Raw genomic sequence first — 12,768 nt, 5'->3', positions numbered from 1 at the left:
TTGGGCTCATGCCAGGGCTGGCAGGGGCGCGGAGCTGGGCCCCAAAAACAGCTTGTAGGCGGGGTTGGCCGATTCGTCCCAGTGCTGATAGCCCAGGCCATCGAGGAACTCCTGCCAGGCGGGTCTGTCAGCGCGAGGCACCTGCACCCCCACCACGATCCGCCCCACATCGGCGCCGTGGTTGCGGTAGTGAAAGATGCTGATGTTCCAGTTGGCGTGTAGGGCGTCTACGAACGCCATCAGGGCGCCTGGTTTTTCGGGGAACTCGAAGCGATAGAGCAGCTCTTCGCCCTGCTCAAGCGCCGGGCCAGCGCTGGCGGGCAGGCGGCCGCCCACCATGTGGCGCAGGTGCAGCTTGGCCAGCTCGTTGTTGGAGAGGTCGAGGCAGGGGAAGCCTGCGTTTTGCACGTCGTTGATCAGTTGCTGCTCGTCGGCCGTGCCACTGGTCTGCACCCCCACAAAAATGTGAGCAACCCTGGGATCGGCGAGCCGGTAGCTGAACTCGCTGAGGCTGCGCTGGCCCAGCACGCCACAGAAGCGCCGCAGGCTGCCGGTCTGCTCGGGGATCTCCACCGCCAGCATCGCTTCGCGGTCTTCGCCGATCTCAGTGCGCTCGGCCACGAAGCGCAGCCGGTCAAAGTTCATGTTGGCGCCGCAGGCAACCGCTACCAAGGTTTGGCCGTGTAAGCCCTGTTGCACCACATCGCGCTTCATGCCTGCTATTGCCAAGGCTCCGGCTGGCTCCAGGATCGAGCGGGTGTCTTCGAACACGTCCTTGATGGCTGCGCAGATGGCGTCGGTGTCGACTGTCACCATGCGATCCACCGTTTGTTTCGCCAATTCAAAAGTGAGCTCACCGACGCGGCGCACCGCCACGCCATCGGCGAAAAGGCCCACCTGCTCAAGCTGCACCCGCTCCCCGGCGGCTAGGGAGCGGGTCATGGCATCAGCGTCCACCGGCTCAACGCCAACGATCTGAACTTGGGGCCAGAGGGTTTTGACGTAGGCGCCGATGCCGGCGATTAAGCCGCCACCGCCTACGGCCACATAAATGACGTCAGGCGGAGAGGAGCACTGGCGCAGGATCTCCAATCCGATCGTGCCTTGACCGGCGATCACATCGGGATCGTCAAAGGGATGGATGAAGCTGAGCCCCCGCTCAAGGCCTAGCCGCGTGGCTTCCGTGCAGGCGGCGTCGTAGTTGTCGCCGTGCAGCACCACCTCAGCGCCCCGGGCTGCCACCGCTTTCACCTTCATCTCCGGTGTGGTGACAGGCATCACAATCACGGCCCTGCAGCCCAACTTCTGGGCGGCTAGCGCCACTCCCTGGGCATGGTTGCCGGCGCTGGCGGCGATCACGCCCCGCTCCAGCTCGGCAGGCGAGAGGCCAGCCATTTTGTTGTAGGCGCCGCGCAGCTTGAAGCTGAACACGGGTTGCAGATCCTCGCGCTTCAGCAGCACTCGGTTGTGTAGGCGCGCCGAGAGATTCGGCGCTGGATCCAGTGGCGACTCAATGGCCACGTCGTAGACCCGCGCCCGCAGGATCCGTTGCAGATAGCTCTCAGGGGCCTCGCTCATCGCACCAGTGTCGCAATTCGGACCCCTGGGCGGAAGCTAAGGCCTAGATTGCACCCCACCTCCAGGGTTGTGCATGCATCTCAGCGAGCTGAGTCACCCGAATCAGCTGCACGGCCTCAGCACGGCAGAGCTTGAAGCCATTGCCCGACAGATTCGTGAGCGCCATCTGGAGGTGGTGAGCACCAGCGGCGGGCACCTGGGTCCCGGGCTGGGAGTGGTGGAGCTCACCCTCGCCCTCTATCAAACCCTCGATCTCGACCACGACAAAGTGGTGTGGGACGTGGGTCACCAGGCCTACCCCCACAAGTTGATAACTGGCCGCTACAAGGATTTCGACAGCCTGCGCCAGAAGAACGGGGTAGCTGGCTACCTCAAGCGCAGCGAGAGCCGCTTTGACCATTTCGGTGCCGGCCATGCCAGCACCTCGATCTCGGCGGCCCTTGGCATGGCCCTGGCCCGCGATCGCCGCGGTGAAGACTTCAAATGTGTAGCGGTGATCGGCGATGGCGCCCTCACCGGTGGCATGGCGCTGGAGGCGATCAACCACGCCGGCCACCTGCCGAAAACCAAGCTGGTCGTGGTGCTGAACGACAACGACATGTCGATCAGCCCGCCGGTGGGGGCCCTTTCCACCTATCTCAACCGCATGCGGCTGAGCCCACCCCTGCAATTTCTGCAGGGCAATGCCGAGGAGGCGATCAAGCACCTGCCCTTCCTGCACGGCGAGCTGCCCAACGAGCTCAAGACGCTCAAAGAGAGCATGAAGCGTTTGGCGGTGCCCAAGGTGGGTGCGGTGTTTGAGGAGCTGGGCTTCACTTACATCGGCCCAATCGATGGCCACGACATCGCCGGCATGGTGCGCACCTTTGAGCAGGCCCACCGCACCGAGGGGCCTGTGCTGGTGCATGTGGCCACCACCAAGGGCAAGGGCTACGCCTACGCCGAAGCAGATCAGGTGGGCTACCACGCCCAGAGCGCCTTTGATCTGGCCACTGGCAAGGCCTATCCCTCCAGTAAGCCCAAGCCACCCAGCTACAGCAAGGTGTTTGGCCAGACGCTGGTGAAGCTCTGCGAACAGGACCCCACCGTGGTGGGTATTACCGCTGCCATGGCCACCGGCACCGGCCTGGATCTGCTGGAGAAGGCTTTCCCGGCCCAGTATTTCGATGTGGGCATCGCCGAGCAGCACGCCGTCACCATGGCGGCTGGCATGGCCTGCGAGGGCCTCAAGCCGGTGGTAGCGATCTACAGCACCTTTCTACAGCGCGCCTACGACCAGTTGATTCACGACGTCGGCATTCAGAACCTGCCCGTCACCTTCGTGCTCGATCGGGCCGGCATAGTTGGCGCCGATGGCCCTACCCATCAGGGGCAATACGACATCAGCTACTTCCGCGCTGTCCCCAATTTCACGGTGATGGCGCCCAAGGATGAAGCTGAGCTGCAGCGCATGCTGGTGACCTCAATTCACCACAGTGGTCCCTGCGCCCTGCGCATTCCCCGCGGCGAAGGCGAGGGGGTTCCTTTGGCTGAAGAAGGTTTTGAACCCTTAGAGATCGGCCGGGGCGAGCTGCTCACCGACGGCGACGACCTGCTGATCGTGGCCTACGGCGCCATGGTGGCCCCGGCGATGGCTACGGCCGGACTGCTGCAAGAAAAAGGCATCCGCGCTGCGGTGATTAATGCCCGCTTCCTGCGGCCCCTGGATGAGGCCCTGATCCTGCCGCTGGCAAAGCGCATCGGCAAGGTGGTGACCATGGAAGAAGGCTCCTTGGCGGGTGGCTTCGGTGCCGCCGTGGTGGAAACCCTCAGCGACCACGACGTCCTGGTGCCCGTGTTGCGCATCGGCATCCCCGACGTGCTCGTGGACCATGCCAGCCCGGAGCAGAGCAAGCAGAGCTTGGGCCTCACCCCGCCCCAGATGGCGGAGCGGATCATCACCCGTTTTGGTGCTCCCCTTCAGAGCAGTATCCCTGCTCCGGCTGCGCCCGTTGCTGTCTGAACCGGAGCCCTACGGCTGTGATGTGCTTGTGGTGGGTGCTGGCCCTTCGGGTGCTGAGCTAGCCCGCCTACTTGCCCAGGCTGGAGTTGATGTGCTGCTGGTGGATCGGCTTAAGCATTTGGGTCAAGCGGCTTTCAGTAGTGCGGCCCTGCCGCTTGAGACCCTTGATCGCTTTGGCATACCCGCTCACGTTGTGGCGGCGCGCTGGAGTGGCTGGCAGCTGGTGGGACCAGGCGAGCAGCGGCGGCTCTGGAGCGCGGAGCAACCCCTCGGCGCCGTGCTCGATTTTGGCGCCCTGCGCCAGTGGCTAGCTGACCAGGCCCAGGCCTGGGGCGCCCGCCTGCAGCTCGGCGTCACGGCCATTGGCTGGCATCAAGATGGCCCTGGCGTGTGCACCGTGGTGCGCGATGGCGCTGCTGGTCGCCGCCTGCTGCGCAGCCGCTGGCTGGTGGATGCCAGCGGCGAGGGCCGCGCCCTGATTGGCGAGCAGGCAACGCTGGCCGATCCGTTGGTGGCCGGCCTGGGGGTGGAGTGGTTGCTGCAGGTGGATCCCGAGCAGCAGCGGCCCTGGGCAGACCGGCTCAGCTTCTTCCTTGGCAGCGACTGGGTGCGGCAGGGTTACGGCTGGGTATTTCCGATGGCACCGGGCCAGCTCAAGGTGGGGGTGTGTCGCTTGGCCGATCCCAGCCGTGCCCAGCCAGCGCTGGCTCTAGAGCTGGGCGCCCTGGTGCAGCGCTGCGGCCTAGGCCAAGCCGAGGTGCTCGATCGCCATGGGGGACGCATTCGCAGCACGTTGCGGCGCCATGAACCACACCGGCTGGACAGGCTGATCGGCCTAGGTGACGCGGTGAGCACGGCCAACCTGCTGGGTGGTGAGGGCATCCGCCACGCCCTAGCCAGTGCCCGCGTGCTGGCACCGCTGCTGCTGAAGGCCCTGGCCAAGCCAGCAGGCTCTGCCGGCCTAGATCAATACCCGAGCCTGTTAAGGCGGGAGCTGGGCTGGCGCTGGAGCCTGAGTGGCCGCCTAGCTAGGCGCACCTGGCTAGGACTGGCTGATGCCAGGGCCGATGCTCGCCTGGAGCGCCTGCTGGCTGGCTTGCAAACCCGGCGGGCGGAGGATCTCTCCGCCCTGTTGTTTGACTACCGCTTTGAGCGCTACGGGCTTAAAGCGCTGCCCTACTTGCTGGGTTGGCGCTGAGCCCTGAGGGTGGCGCTCAGCCCTGAGGTTGGAAGCCAGGTTTTCAGACCACGCCGCGGGAGGCCAGGCCAAGGATGGCGCCCATGCCGAGGATGTGGCCGAGGCTCAAGGTGCCGAGCATGGCGCCGTGGCTGAAGCCGCCAAATAGGCCGGCGCTGGGCAGCTTCAGACCAACGTTTTGATGTTGGATCGTGGCCTTGCCTAGGGCGATGGCAATCACGTTGCAGACAATCATCACCAACGCCACCTTGGGTGACCAGGTGATGGTGGCGGGGGCAAGGGCCAGGAGGGGAGCAATCATGGAGCAGGTGCCAACGCCCCATCTTCCGGGCAGCACCGCCCATGGATGATCCGGCTTAAGACTTGTTCATTGCCTGCTGCCGCAGCCGGGTGACTTCGCCGTCGCGCTTGAGCCTGCCAAGCGCTTCATTGATCCGGGTTTCCAGGTCTTCGCTGATGCCTGGTGAGAGGGCGAATGCCTGGGATTGGGGGTTGAGGTTGCGCAGTGTCAGCCCGTAGCGCTTGTGGGGCAGTTGCTGCAGCAAAAAGTCGAGCTGGATGTCGTCAGCGAGCACCGCATCTACGGCATCAGCCCCCAGCAGGCTGTCGGTGCGGATCACCTGATCCAGCTCTCGCAGCTGAATCGGCGGCTGCAGGCCAGAGTCGTTGAGTTTTTGCAGTAGGTCGTCGCTGACGGTGCCACGCCGCACGGCAACCCGCTGGCCGGCGAGATCGTTGAGGCTGCGGATGTTGCGGCTCGCCAATTCCTGGTTGCGCCGCACGACGTTCAAGGTGACGTAGCTGACCAGCAGCGAGGCGGTGATGATCCGCACCAAGTAGGCCATAAAAACAAAGGTGTGGCCCCGTGTACTAACTACCACGGTGTTTGTGCCAGGGCCGGTGGCCAGCACCTGAAAGATCAGGGCGAAGGCGCGTCGCGGCCCGATCTCCCAACTACTGGGTTTGCTGCCGTTGCGCTCCACCTGCCAGACAGCCACGCTCAGCAGGCCTATCAGCAGCACGTAGGCCAGCAGCAGCCTGATCAGATCAGGAGCCAGCAGGCTGCGCAGCAGGGAACTGCCGAGCTCCAGCTGGTTGCGCTTGACCATCACCCCCAAGCCCGATTCCTGAAAGGGCAGGCTGAAACGGTTCTGGCGGATGCGTTCTGGTGAGATGGTGATGCAGCCGATCGCGACGTCCAGTTCGTTGCGCTTGGTGGCCGCCAGCAGCTCGGTTGTGTTGTCAGCTGGCACCAGTACATAGGGGATCTGCTCCTGGTCGGCGACCTGTTGCCACAGTTCCACGGCCATGCCACTCCAGCTGCCCCGCTGGCGATAGGAGCAGGGCTGGGAGCCATCGGCTACACCGACCCTTAATACGGGTGCAGCCTGGCTGGGCCCAGCGGCCAGGCTGACGGCGATCGCCAGGAGCCAGAGCATCAGGATCGGGGCGGTTGGGCCGTGATTACGGCGCCAATACCGCTGAAGCCGAGCACCACCAGCAGGTTGGAGATCGTGAGCAGCGATTCAGCTCCCCCATGCAGGGAATCCACATTGGCCAGCAGCTCGCCGTAGCGCAGTTGGGCCACGATGGCGGCGGCAATCGTGACGGCCACAAAAACCAGGGTGAATTGAAAACCCCGCAGGGCCAGCTTGGGAAACCCCTCAATCCGCCCTGCCCACCAAAGGAAGGCCAGATAGGGGAGTAGCGACAGCACGAACAATGGCGTGGGGTCAATGCCGGCAAGCCAGCCGAGGGGGCCGCTCATGGGGCCGCCTGCCGCTGCTGACGCAGCAGGTTCCAGGCTGCTAAAGCCAGGGCGGCGTTGCCAATGGTGGTGAGGCCCGCCTGAAACACCACCAGGCCCTGCAGGTTTGGGCTGTTGTCAAACAGATGCCAGGTGCAGGCAGCCATGGCGCTCACCAAGGCTGGCAACATTGCCAGGCTCAACCAACGCCAACCGCCCTCCCGACGCGCCACACCCAGGCGCTGCACTGCCACCATCGCTACCACCCACTCGAGCACCGAGGTGACGTGAATCCACCAGGTGGGTAGGGAGAGGGCATGCATGGGGTCAGAGCAGGGGCGTGAGCTTCTCTTCGGAGCGTGACACGTCCTGGATGCGGCGGCGCAGGGTGTCGACCAGTTCGGCAATGGCCGGCGCGTTTCGGTTGTCGTGCAGCACCACCAGGCTCTCGACGTAATGGGAGGGCATGGCGACATCGAGCTCAACCACCGGCAGGGTGGTTCGCAGGGTCTTGAGTATCAGGCTATTGGCGAAGTACACGGCCTCTTTCTGACTTTGTCCAGCGACGGCGTAGCCCTGCGCTGGCTGGAAGTGATGCTGGAAGAAGTTTTGGATGAACAGCTTCTGTGCGCGGGGATTGAACGGGAAGGTAGCGATCTGGCAGCAAGAGCCGATGTCCAGGCGAGTGGGCCTGGAGATATCACCTACGCGGGAGTCCGCCGTGGTGACCAGATGGATTGGCGAGTTGTAGAGGTCGAAACAGGTGAAGCGATGGTCGTCGCTGGAAGGTCGTTCGGGCAGGGTTGCCAGGCAGGCGTCGACCACCCGCTCCTTCAGCAGGTCCAGACAGTGATGGGGCGACCCCGGCGCGTCGCTGGGGTTGATGATCCAGTCCTGCGGCAGCGGCCTCAGTAGGTGGTCGTGACTCCAGGCTGGAGCCTGAAGCCGCAGGGGGCGATGGCCATGGATCCGATTGAGTTGGTGCACCTCTCGCTCCATTCGCACCAGCAGGGAATTTCCGCTCAGGTGCCACTGGCCGCCTCTGCGTTGCAGCTTGAGGCCGAGGTTGGACTCGGCCTGACGGACCCGCCTGGACACCGTGCTCTGATTGCAGCGAGCCCGATCTCCGGCTAGGGCACCACTCCCAAGCCAGATCAACAGATCCAGAGCTTCCAGTGTCTCAACGGTGACCATCGCGCCTAGCCATCCACCGTGGGCAGTTGTTGATCGCAGCTTCGATGGAGCCAGCGGTGGCATTCGGGGCTAAGGGCACTGCGGCTGACCCGTTCGTAGGCCTCCAGCTGCTCCGGCCGCAGCACCCCCCGCCAACGCCCGTTGGTACCCCGATAGAGGAAAGATTCGGCGCCCCCCTGCCAGAGACGCCCGCCGCAGGGCACATAGGTGGCGCTTTGCCGCCGCATGGCTTTGAAGTCGACGGCGGCACACACCATCTCTAAGCGCTCCGGGTCGGGGTCGAGGCCCAGGAAGCTGGCGATCCGCTGCACCTGAGCCAGGAGATCGGCCTTGAGGTCGTTGTAGTGGAGTAAGAGAATGTTGGGTTGTTGGTGGTGATCCCACCAAGACTGCACGTTGTGAAAGAACGACCAGTAGGGCCACCCATCCTGCTCCCAGCTCAGCCAGCCGCGCTGCAGCCAGTCGTCAAAGAAGGTGTGCACATCGGCGGGGGGCCGCGGAAAGGTATCACCCCGTTCATTGGGCACTTGGTTGACCAGCTGGTGGGCTTCATCACTCCAGTTAGAGTAATGATTCCAGAGCGACATCGCCACATCCCGTCCATCGCGGGCGATGTATAAAAACGAGCGCTGGTGGTCCCAGGGGAGGGCGTCCAGGGGCAAATGGCTCTTGATGAAGCGGCGGTGAAGTTGCTGCTCAAGGGTTTGCTGCAGGGCCTCAAGATCGTGATAATTCGCCTCGAGCCAGGGTGAGAGCTCTGCCAGCGAGGCGGGCAATTCGCCCTCAAAGAGCAGATGGGCCACGATCGACTGCAGCCAAGTGGTGCCGCTCTTGTACGGACTGGCGATGATGATGTCGTCGTCGCGCGGGTTCAGCCCATTCCAGCGCTGGCTATCGAAGTGGTGATTGCGGATGCGGCGCGTGCATTGAGGATCAGGGCTCACTAAACCGTAACAGTGCAAAAACTTCGAACAAGTTAGGTAGGCTGAAAGACTATTTGGGTGCTTTCGAGCGGTCTGTGGTCGCAACCCGCCAGGAGATCTCGGTACCGCCGCGGCGGCTCTTGCTCTGCGGTTACTACGGCGAGCACAACCTCGGGGATGATGCCCTGCTGGAGGTGCTGCTGGGCCAGTTGCCTGCGGGTTGCCAGGCCACGGTCACAGCCCATGACGGTGCCCTGGTGCGGGAACGCTTCAGCGTGGAAACAGTTGCGCGCCGCAGCCTGCCTCTGGTGCTCAAGGCTCTGCGGCACTGTGACGCCTTGGTGCTTGGCGGCGGCAGCCTGCTGCAGGATTCCACCAGTTTCAAGAGCCTGCTTTATTACGCAGCTCTGATTGGGGCCGCCCGCTTGCAGGGCAAGCCTGTGCTGCTTTGGGGCCAGGGGCTGGGACCCCTGCAGCGGCGGCGCAGCCGCTTGCTGGTGGGCCGCCTGCTGCGCTTGGCAACGGCTGTGAGCTGGCGGGATCCGGAGTCGGCGGCTCTGGCCAGGAGCCTGGGGCGCGAGGGACCGGTGGGCAGCGATCCCGTCTGGGCCCTAGAGCCCCAGCCATGGCGAGGTAGGGGCGGCCCCCTAGTGCTTTGCTTTCGCCCCACCCGCCAGTTGCAGGGCTCAGCGTGGAAGCCCTATTTGGCAGCTCTAGATCAGTTGGCCGCCAGCCACGATCGGGAGGTGATCTGGCTGCCTTTTCACGCCAATCAGGACAGGGGCCTACTGGAGCAGCTGCGCAGCGAGCTGCTGCTGCCGCCAGGGCTGGCAGCCCGCAGTCGGGAGGTGCTGGCTGAGCGGCCCCAGGAGGCGATGGCCATATGCAGCGGCGCTGGCTTGGTGGTGGCGATGCGGCTGCACGGCCTGATCCTTGCGGCCCTCTCCGGTGCTCCCTGCGCCGCCCTCAGCTACGACCCCAAGGTGGCTGCCGCCGCCGCCAACCTGGGCTGCCCCTGTCAGAGCCTGGACGCGGCGCCATCGCCAGCAATGCTGGCCAGCTGGGATGGGGCGCTCGACACCCCGCCGCCCGCTTCCCGGTTGCTGGAGCTGCGTCGGCAGAGCGAAGTACACCAGCAAGTATTTGCATGTCTGGACCCACGGGCTGGTTTATGACCTATCGGCTGCGTTAGGGCCCGATCAGCTGGCCTGAAACTGCTGCAAGGCGCTGAGCACTTCGGCGCTGTGGCCGCTGGGACGGACCGCCACCCATGTGGAGCGCAATATGCCTGAGGGGTCGATCAGGAAGGTGTGGCGCTGGGAGAAAGGTGCGATCCAGCTGCCGTAGGCGCGGCTCACAGTGCCAGCTGGATCTGACAGCAAGGGAAAGGCCAGCCCTTCGCTGCTGCAGAAATCGGCGTGGGATTCGGCGTCATCGGCGCTCACCCCCACCACGGCCGCATTGGCGGCAGTGAAACTGGCCAGGTCTTTTTGAAAACCGCGGGCTTCGATCGTGCAGCCGCCGGTGAAATCACGGGGATAGAAGTAGAGCACCAACCATTTGCCCTGGAAGTCGGCCAAATTCAACCGGGTAGGCACGGCTTCACCACCGGCTGCTGGCGCAATGCCTGCTAGGTCGAAATCAGGGGCGGATTGGTTGAGAGCGGGCAGGGTGCCTCCCAAAGCACAAGCCTGTCGGCTGAATGCCAACAGGCTTGTAGCACCCGCTGTTGCGGGCAGAAGAGCAGCTAGGCCCTGCAGAACTGCCCGACGCCGCATCGGAGGCTCAGATTTTTGCCAGGTTGACGCCCAGTTCTTTGGCGTAAGCGCCCAAACCCTTCTTCTGAATGGTTTTCAGAGCGCGGGTGGAGACGCGCAACTTGATAAAGCGGTTGCCTTCGGCCCACCAAAGACGGCGCTCTTGCAGATTTACCTGCTGGAGCTTCTTGGTGCGCACGTGGGAGTGCGAGACGGCCATGCCGTTGTTGGCGCGCTTGCCGGTGAGCTGGCAGACCCGGGACATGACCGATTTCCGAAACGACTTGCAGGGACTAAACCCAGGTAAACATCCTATCAAAGTGCAGATCCAGCCTGGGCTGGCCCTGCCGCTAGCTACCTGAGGGAGTCAGAGCCCCCTCTGCATCAACTGCCCCATCAGGGTGGAGCTGCGCTGCTGGAAGCCGGCCAGCTCGTTGGGCTCAAGACCGCCCACCGCCAGGCGGGCCAATTCATACACATGGCGGCCAAGATCATCGGCCAGCTGCTGGCTGGGGGAGCTGCCGCCACTGCCACCGGTTGTGATCACCGAACCGGCCGAGAGCTTGAGCAGGCCCTCCACCAGGGGGTGCTTGCGGTTCACCAGCAGCACGTGGTGATCGGGCAGGCCCGGCAGGCGCTGCTCCATCAGGGCGCCCATGTCGTTGATGCGGCGCATCTGCTCCGGCAGCAGGATCAGGGCGGCGGGGGCGTTGTCACCCTTGAGGGCCTGCACCTGGATGGTCACCTTGTCGTTGGCCAGAGCTGCTTTGAATAAATCGCGCAGCTTTTCGGAATTGTCCTTGCCGTCTGCGTCGCTGATCTCGCTTTCTTTCTCCTGCAGCGATTCATCCAGCTCGCTGTCCACCCGCTGGAACTTGAGCTCCTCGTGGCGGTATTCCAGCCAGGGGATGAACTGCGTGTCGATGAAGGTGTCGGCCAGCAGCACTTCGGCCCCCTGGCTCTTCCATAAAGCAAGGGCCCCAGCCTGGCCGGCCTCATCGGTGCAGTAGAGGATGCGCTTGTCGTTGGCGGCATCCAGGCGGGTGCGGTAGCCAGCCAGGGTGGTGTAGGCCTTGCCGCCTTCGCCGGGGATGGGGTCAATGCTCTCGCCTTCGCCAGGCTCCTGCTCCGTGGGCAACGCACTAGTGCCAAACAGCACCAGATCGGCCACCTGGTCGGCGAACTTTTCATCCTCCATGGCGCCGATCTTGATGAAGGGGGCCAGCGACTCCCAGCTTTCGGCGTAGCGCTTGGGGTCGTCGCGATGTAGCTCCTTGAGCCGGTCGCCCACCTTCTTGGCCACGAAGCCGCCGATCGAGCGCACTCGCCGGTCGGTTTGCAGAGCGGAGCGGCTCACGTTCAGGGGGATGTCGGGCGAATCGATCACGCCGCGCAGGGGCAGCAGGTAGCGGGGCACTACCTCCTTGATCGAATCGCTCACGAACACGTTGTTGCAGTAGAGCTTGATCTCGCCCTTCTCCCAGTCGGCCCGGCCAGTGGATTTAGGGAAAAACAGGATGCCCTGCAGGTTGTAGGGGTAGTCGGTGTTGAGGTGCACCCACAGCAGGGGATCGCCCTGGAAGGGGTAGAGGTAGCGGTAGAGCTCGATGTAGTCGTTGTCGCTGAGATCCCTTGGGCTCTTGCGCCAAGGGGCTTCGCGCTTATTAACGGTTTCGCCTTCCAGCTGCACTTCCACCGGCAGGAAGTCGCAGTAGGTGGTTATTAAGGTGCGGATGCGGGCCGGCTCGATGTATTCGAGCTCTTCCTCCATCAGGTGCAGGATCACGTCGGTGCCGGGCTCGCTGCGCTCGGCCTGCTCCAGGCTGAAGTTGGGGGAGCCATCACAGCTCCAGCGCACCGCCTCAGCGCCAGCGCTGGCCGAGAGGCTCACCAGCTCCACCTGCTTAGCCACCATGAAGCTGGAATAGAAGCCCAGGCCGAAGTGGCCGATGATCGCGTCGTTTTCTTGCTTGTATTTCTCGAGGAAGTCTTCGGCGCTGGAAAAGGCCACCTGGTTGATGTAGCGCTTCACCTCATCGACATTCATGCCGATGCCGTTGTCGGAGATGGTGAGGGTTTTGGCCTCGCGGTCGATACGGATCGAAATCTTGGCTTCAGGCCCTTCGCTGCAGTCGCCAGCCATAGCCGCCATGCGCCGCTTGCTAATGGCATCCACGCCATTGCTCACCAGCTCCCTCAGAAACACCTCATGGCCGCTGTAGACGGCCTTTTTGATGATTGGAAAGATGTTTTCGGTGTGGATCTGAATCTGGCCCTGTTCCAGCACCGTCATGGCAGGCGTTTCGTCGTTGGGCCAAACCTTACGGAGCTTGGGCCTTTCGGCTCAATGGCTCTGAGGGAGGGGTCTC

General features: G+C 63.8%; 13 protein-coding genes. 3 read left to right on the top strand and 10 right to left on the bottom strand.

The window, feature by feature from the left end; translation table 11 throughout:
• Window positions 1–6: 6 nt before the first annotated feature.
• Window positions 7–1,578: a threonine ammonia-lyase, biosynthetic gene (ilvA, locus tag KBY73_RS06600; RefSeq protein ID WP_254936309.1), complete on the bottom strand. Its 1,572-nt coding sequence runs from the start codon at window positions 1,576–1,578 to the stop codon at window positions 7–9.
• Window positions 1,579–1,651: 73 nt separating this feature from the next.
• Here ilvA and dxs point away from each other — a divergent pair, with 73 nt between their 5' ends.
• Window positions 1,652–3,580: a 1-deoxy-D-xylulose-5-phosphate synthase gene (dxs, locus tag KBY73_RS06595; protein WP_254936308.1), complete on the top strand. Its 1,929-nt coding sequence runs from the start codon at window positions 1,652–1,654 to the stop codon at window positions 3,578–3,580.
• Entirely contained in the window at window positions 3,570–4,778 is a 1,209-nt protein-coding gene (locus tag KBY73_RS06590) for an NAD(P)/FAD-dependent oxidoreductase (RefSeq protein WP_254936307.1), read from the top strand. Before dxs ends, KBY73_RS06590 begins: the two co-directional genes overlap by 11 nt.
• A gap of 43 nt (window positions 4,779–4,821) precedes the next feature.
• Here KBY73_RS06590 and psaK read toward each other — a convergent pair whose 3' ends face one another.
• The 6 genes from psaK to KBY73_RS06560 are packed head-to-tail and all read right to left on the bottom strand — an operon-like array spanning window position 4,822 to window position 8,663.
• Complete coding sequence (psaK, locus tag KBY73_RS06585; RefSeq protein WP_254936306.1) at window positions 4,822–5,079, bottom strand: photosystem I reaction center subunit PsaK; 258 nt, start codon at window positions 5,077–5,079, stop codon at window positions 4,822–4,824.
• A 55-nt stretch (window positions 5,080–5,134) separates the two neighbouring features.
• Window positions 5,135–6,217, bottom strand: coding sequence for an ABC transporter substrate-binding protein (locus KBY73_RS06580; protein WP_254936305.1), 1,083 nt, complete (start codon window positions 6,215–6,217; stop codon window positions 5,135–5,137).
• A complete protein-coding gene (locus KBY73_RS06575) occupies window positions 6,217–6,546 on the bottom strand; it encodes a DUF3593 domain-containing protein (RefSeq protein ID WP_106501637.1) in 330 nt (109 codons plus the stop codon). The genes KBY73_RS06580 and KBY73_RS06575 overlap by 1 nt, the downstream gene beginning before the upstream one ends.
• Entirely contained in the window at window positions 6,543–6,848 is a 306-nt protein-coding gene (locus tag KBY73_RS06570; protein WP_254936304.1) for a DUF2499 domain-containing protein, read from the bottom strand. Before KBY73_RS06570 ends, KBY73_RS06575 begins: the two co-directional genes overlap by 4 nt.
• A gap of 4 nt (window positions 6,849–6,852) precedes the next feature.
• Window positions 6,853–7,719, bottom strand: a complete 867-nt coding sequence (locus KBY73_RS06565; RefSeq protein WP_254936303.1) for a hypothetical protein — start codon at window positions 7,717–7,719, stop codon at window positions 6,853–6,855.
• Window positions 7,720–7,724: 5 nt separating this feature from the next.
• The gene (locus KBY73_RS06560; protein ID WP_254936302.1) at window positions 7,725–8,663 is read right to left on the bottom strand and encodes a sulfotransferase domain-containing protein; all 939 of its coding nucleotides are present in this window, start codon (window positions 8,661–8,663) and stop codon (window positions 7,725–7,727) included.
• Window positions 8,664–8,737: 74 nt separating this feature from the next.
• Here KBY73_RS06560 and csaB point away from each other — a divergent pair, with 74 nt between their 5' ends.
• Complete coding sequence (csaB, locus tag KBY73_RS06555) at window positions 8,738–9,817, top strand: polysaccharide pyruvyl transferase CsaB (protein ID WP_254936301.1); 1,080 nt, start codon at window positions 8,738–8,740, stop codon at window positions 9,815–9,817.
• 24 nt (window positions 9,818–9,841) lie between these two features.
• Here the strand turns inward: csaB and KBY73_RS06550 are convergent, their stop codons facing one another.
• The 3 genes from KBY73_RS06550 to htpG all read right to left on the bottom strand — a co-directional run bounded on the left by KBY73_RS06550 (window position 9,842) and on the right by htpG (window position 12,692).
• A complete protein-coding gene (locus KBY73_RS06550) occupies window positions 9,842–10,420 on the bottom strand; it encodes a peroxiredoxin (RefSeq protein ID WP_254936300.1) in 579 nt (192 codons plus the stop codon).
• Between the two features lie 7 nt (window positions 10,421–10,427).
• The gene (gene rpmB / locus KBY73_RS06545) at window positions 10,428–10,664 is read right to left on the bottom strand and encodes a 50S ribosomal protein L28 (protein WP_106501739.1); all 237 of its coding nucleotides are present in this window, start codon (window positions 10,662–10,664) and stop codon (window positions 10,428–10,430) included.
• Window positions 10,665–10,766: 102 nt separating this feature from the next.
• Window positions 10,767–12,692 (bottom strand): molecular chaperone HtpG, encoded by a 1,926-nt coding sequence (gene htpG / locus KBY73_RS06540; protein ID WP_254936299.1) that lies wholly within the window; start codon window positions 12,690–12,692, stop codon window positions 10,767–10,769.
• Between the last annotated feature and the right edge of the window lie 76 nt (window positions 12,693–12,768).

Origin of the sequence: Cyanobium sp. Tous-M-B4 (genome assembly GCF_024345395.1) — a bacterium.
GTDB lineage: Bacteria > Cyanobacteriota > Cyanobacteriia > PCC-6307 > Cyanobiaceae > Cyanobium_A.
Note: the sequence above shows the minus strand (reverse complement) of the source record. Positions and strands in the feature narration are given on the sequence as shown.

Coding starts and splice junctions, on each gene's coding strand:
- ilvA (WP_254936309.1), bottom strand. CDS start 1,578: ATGAGCGAGGCCCCTGAGAGCTATCTGCAACGGATCCTGCGGGCGCGG.
- dxs (WP_254936308.1), top strand. CDS start 1,652: ATGCATCTCAGCGAGCTGAGTCACCCGAATCAGCTGCACGGCCTCAGC.
- psaK (WP_254936306.1), bottom strand. CDS start 5,079: ATGATTGCTCCCCTCCTGGCCCTTGCCCCCGCCACCATCACCTGGTCA.
- KBY73_RS06580 (WP_254936305.1), bottom strand. CDS start 6,217: ATGCTCTGGCTCCTGGCGATCGCCGTCAGCCTGGCCGCTGGGCCCAGC.
- KBY73_RS06575 (WP_106501637.1), bottom strand. CDS start 6,546: ATGAGCGGCCCCCTCGGCTGGCTTGCCGGCATTGACCCCACGCCATTG.
- KBY73_RS06570 (WP_254936304.1), bottom strand. CDS start 6,848: ATGCATGCCCTCTCCCTACCCACCTGGTGGATTCACGTCACCTCGGTG.
- KBY73_RS06565 (WP_254936303.1), bottom strand. CDS start 7,719: ATGGTCACCGTTGAGACACTGGAAGCTCTGGATCTGTTGATCTGGCTT.
- KBY73_RS06550 (WP_254936300.1), bottom strand. CDS start 10,420: ATGCGGCGTCGGGCAGTTCTGCAGGGCCTAGCTGCTCTTCTGCCCGCA.
- rpmB (WP_106501739.1), bottom strand. CDS start 10,664: ATGTCCCGGGTCTGCCAGCTCACCGGCAAGCGCGCCAACAACGGCATG.
- htpG (WP_254936299.1), bottom strand. CDS start 12,692: ATGACGGTGCTGGAACAGGGCCAGATTCAGATCCACACCGAAAACATC.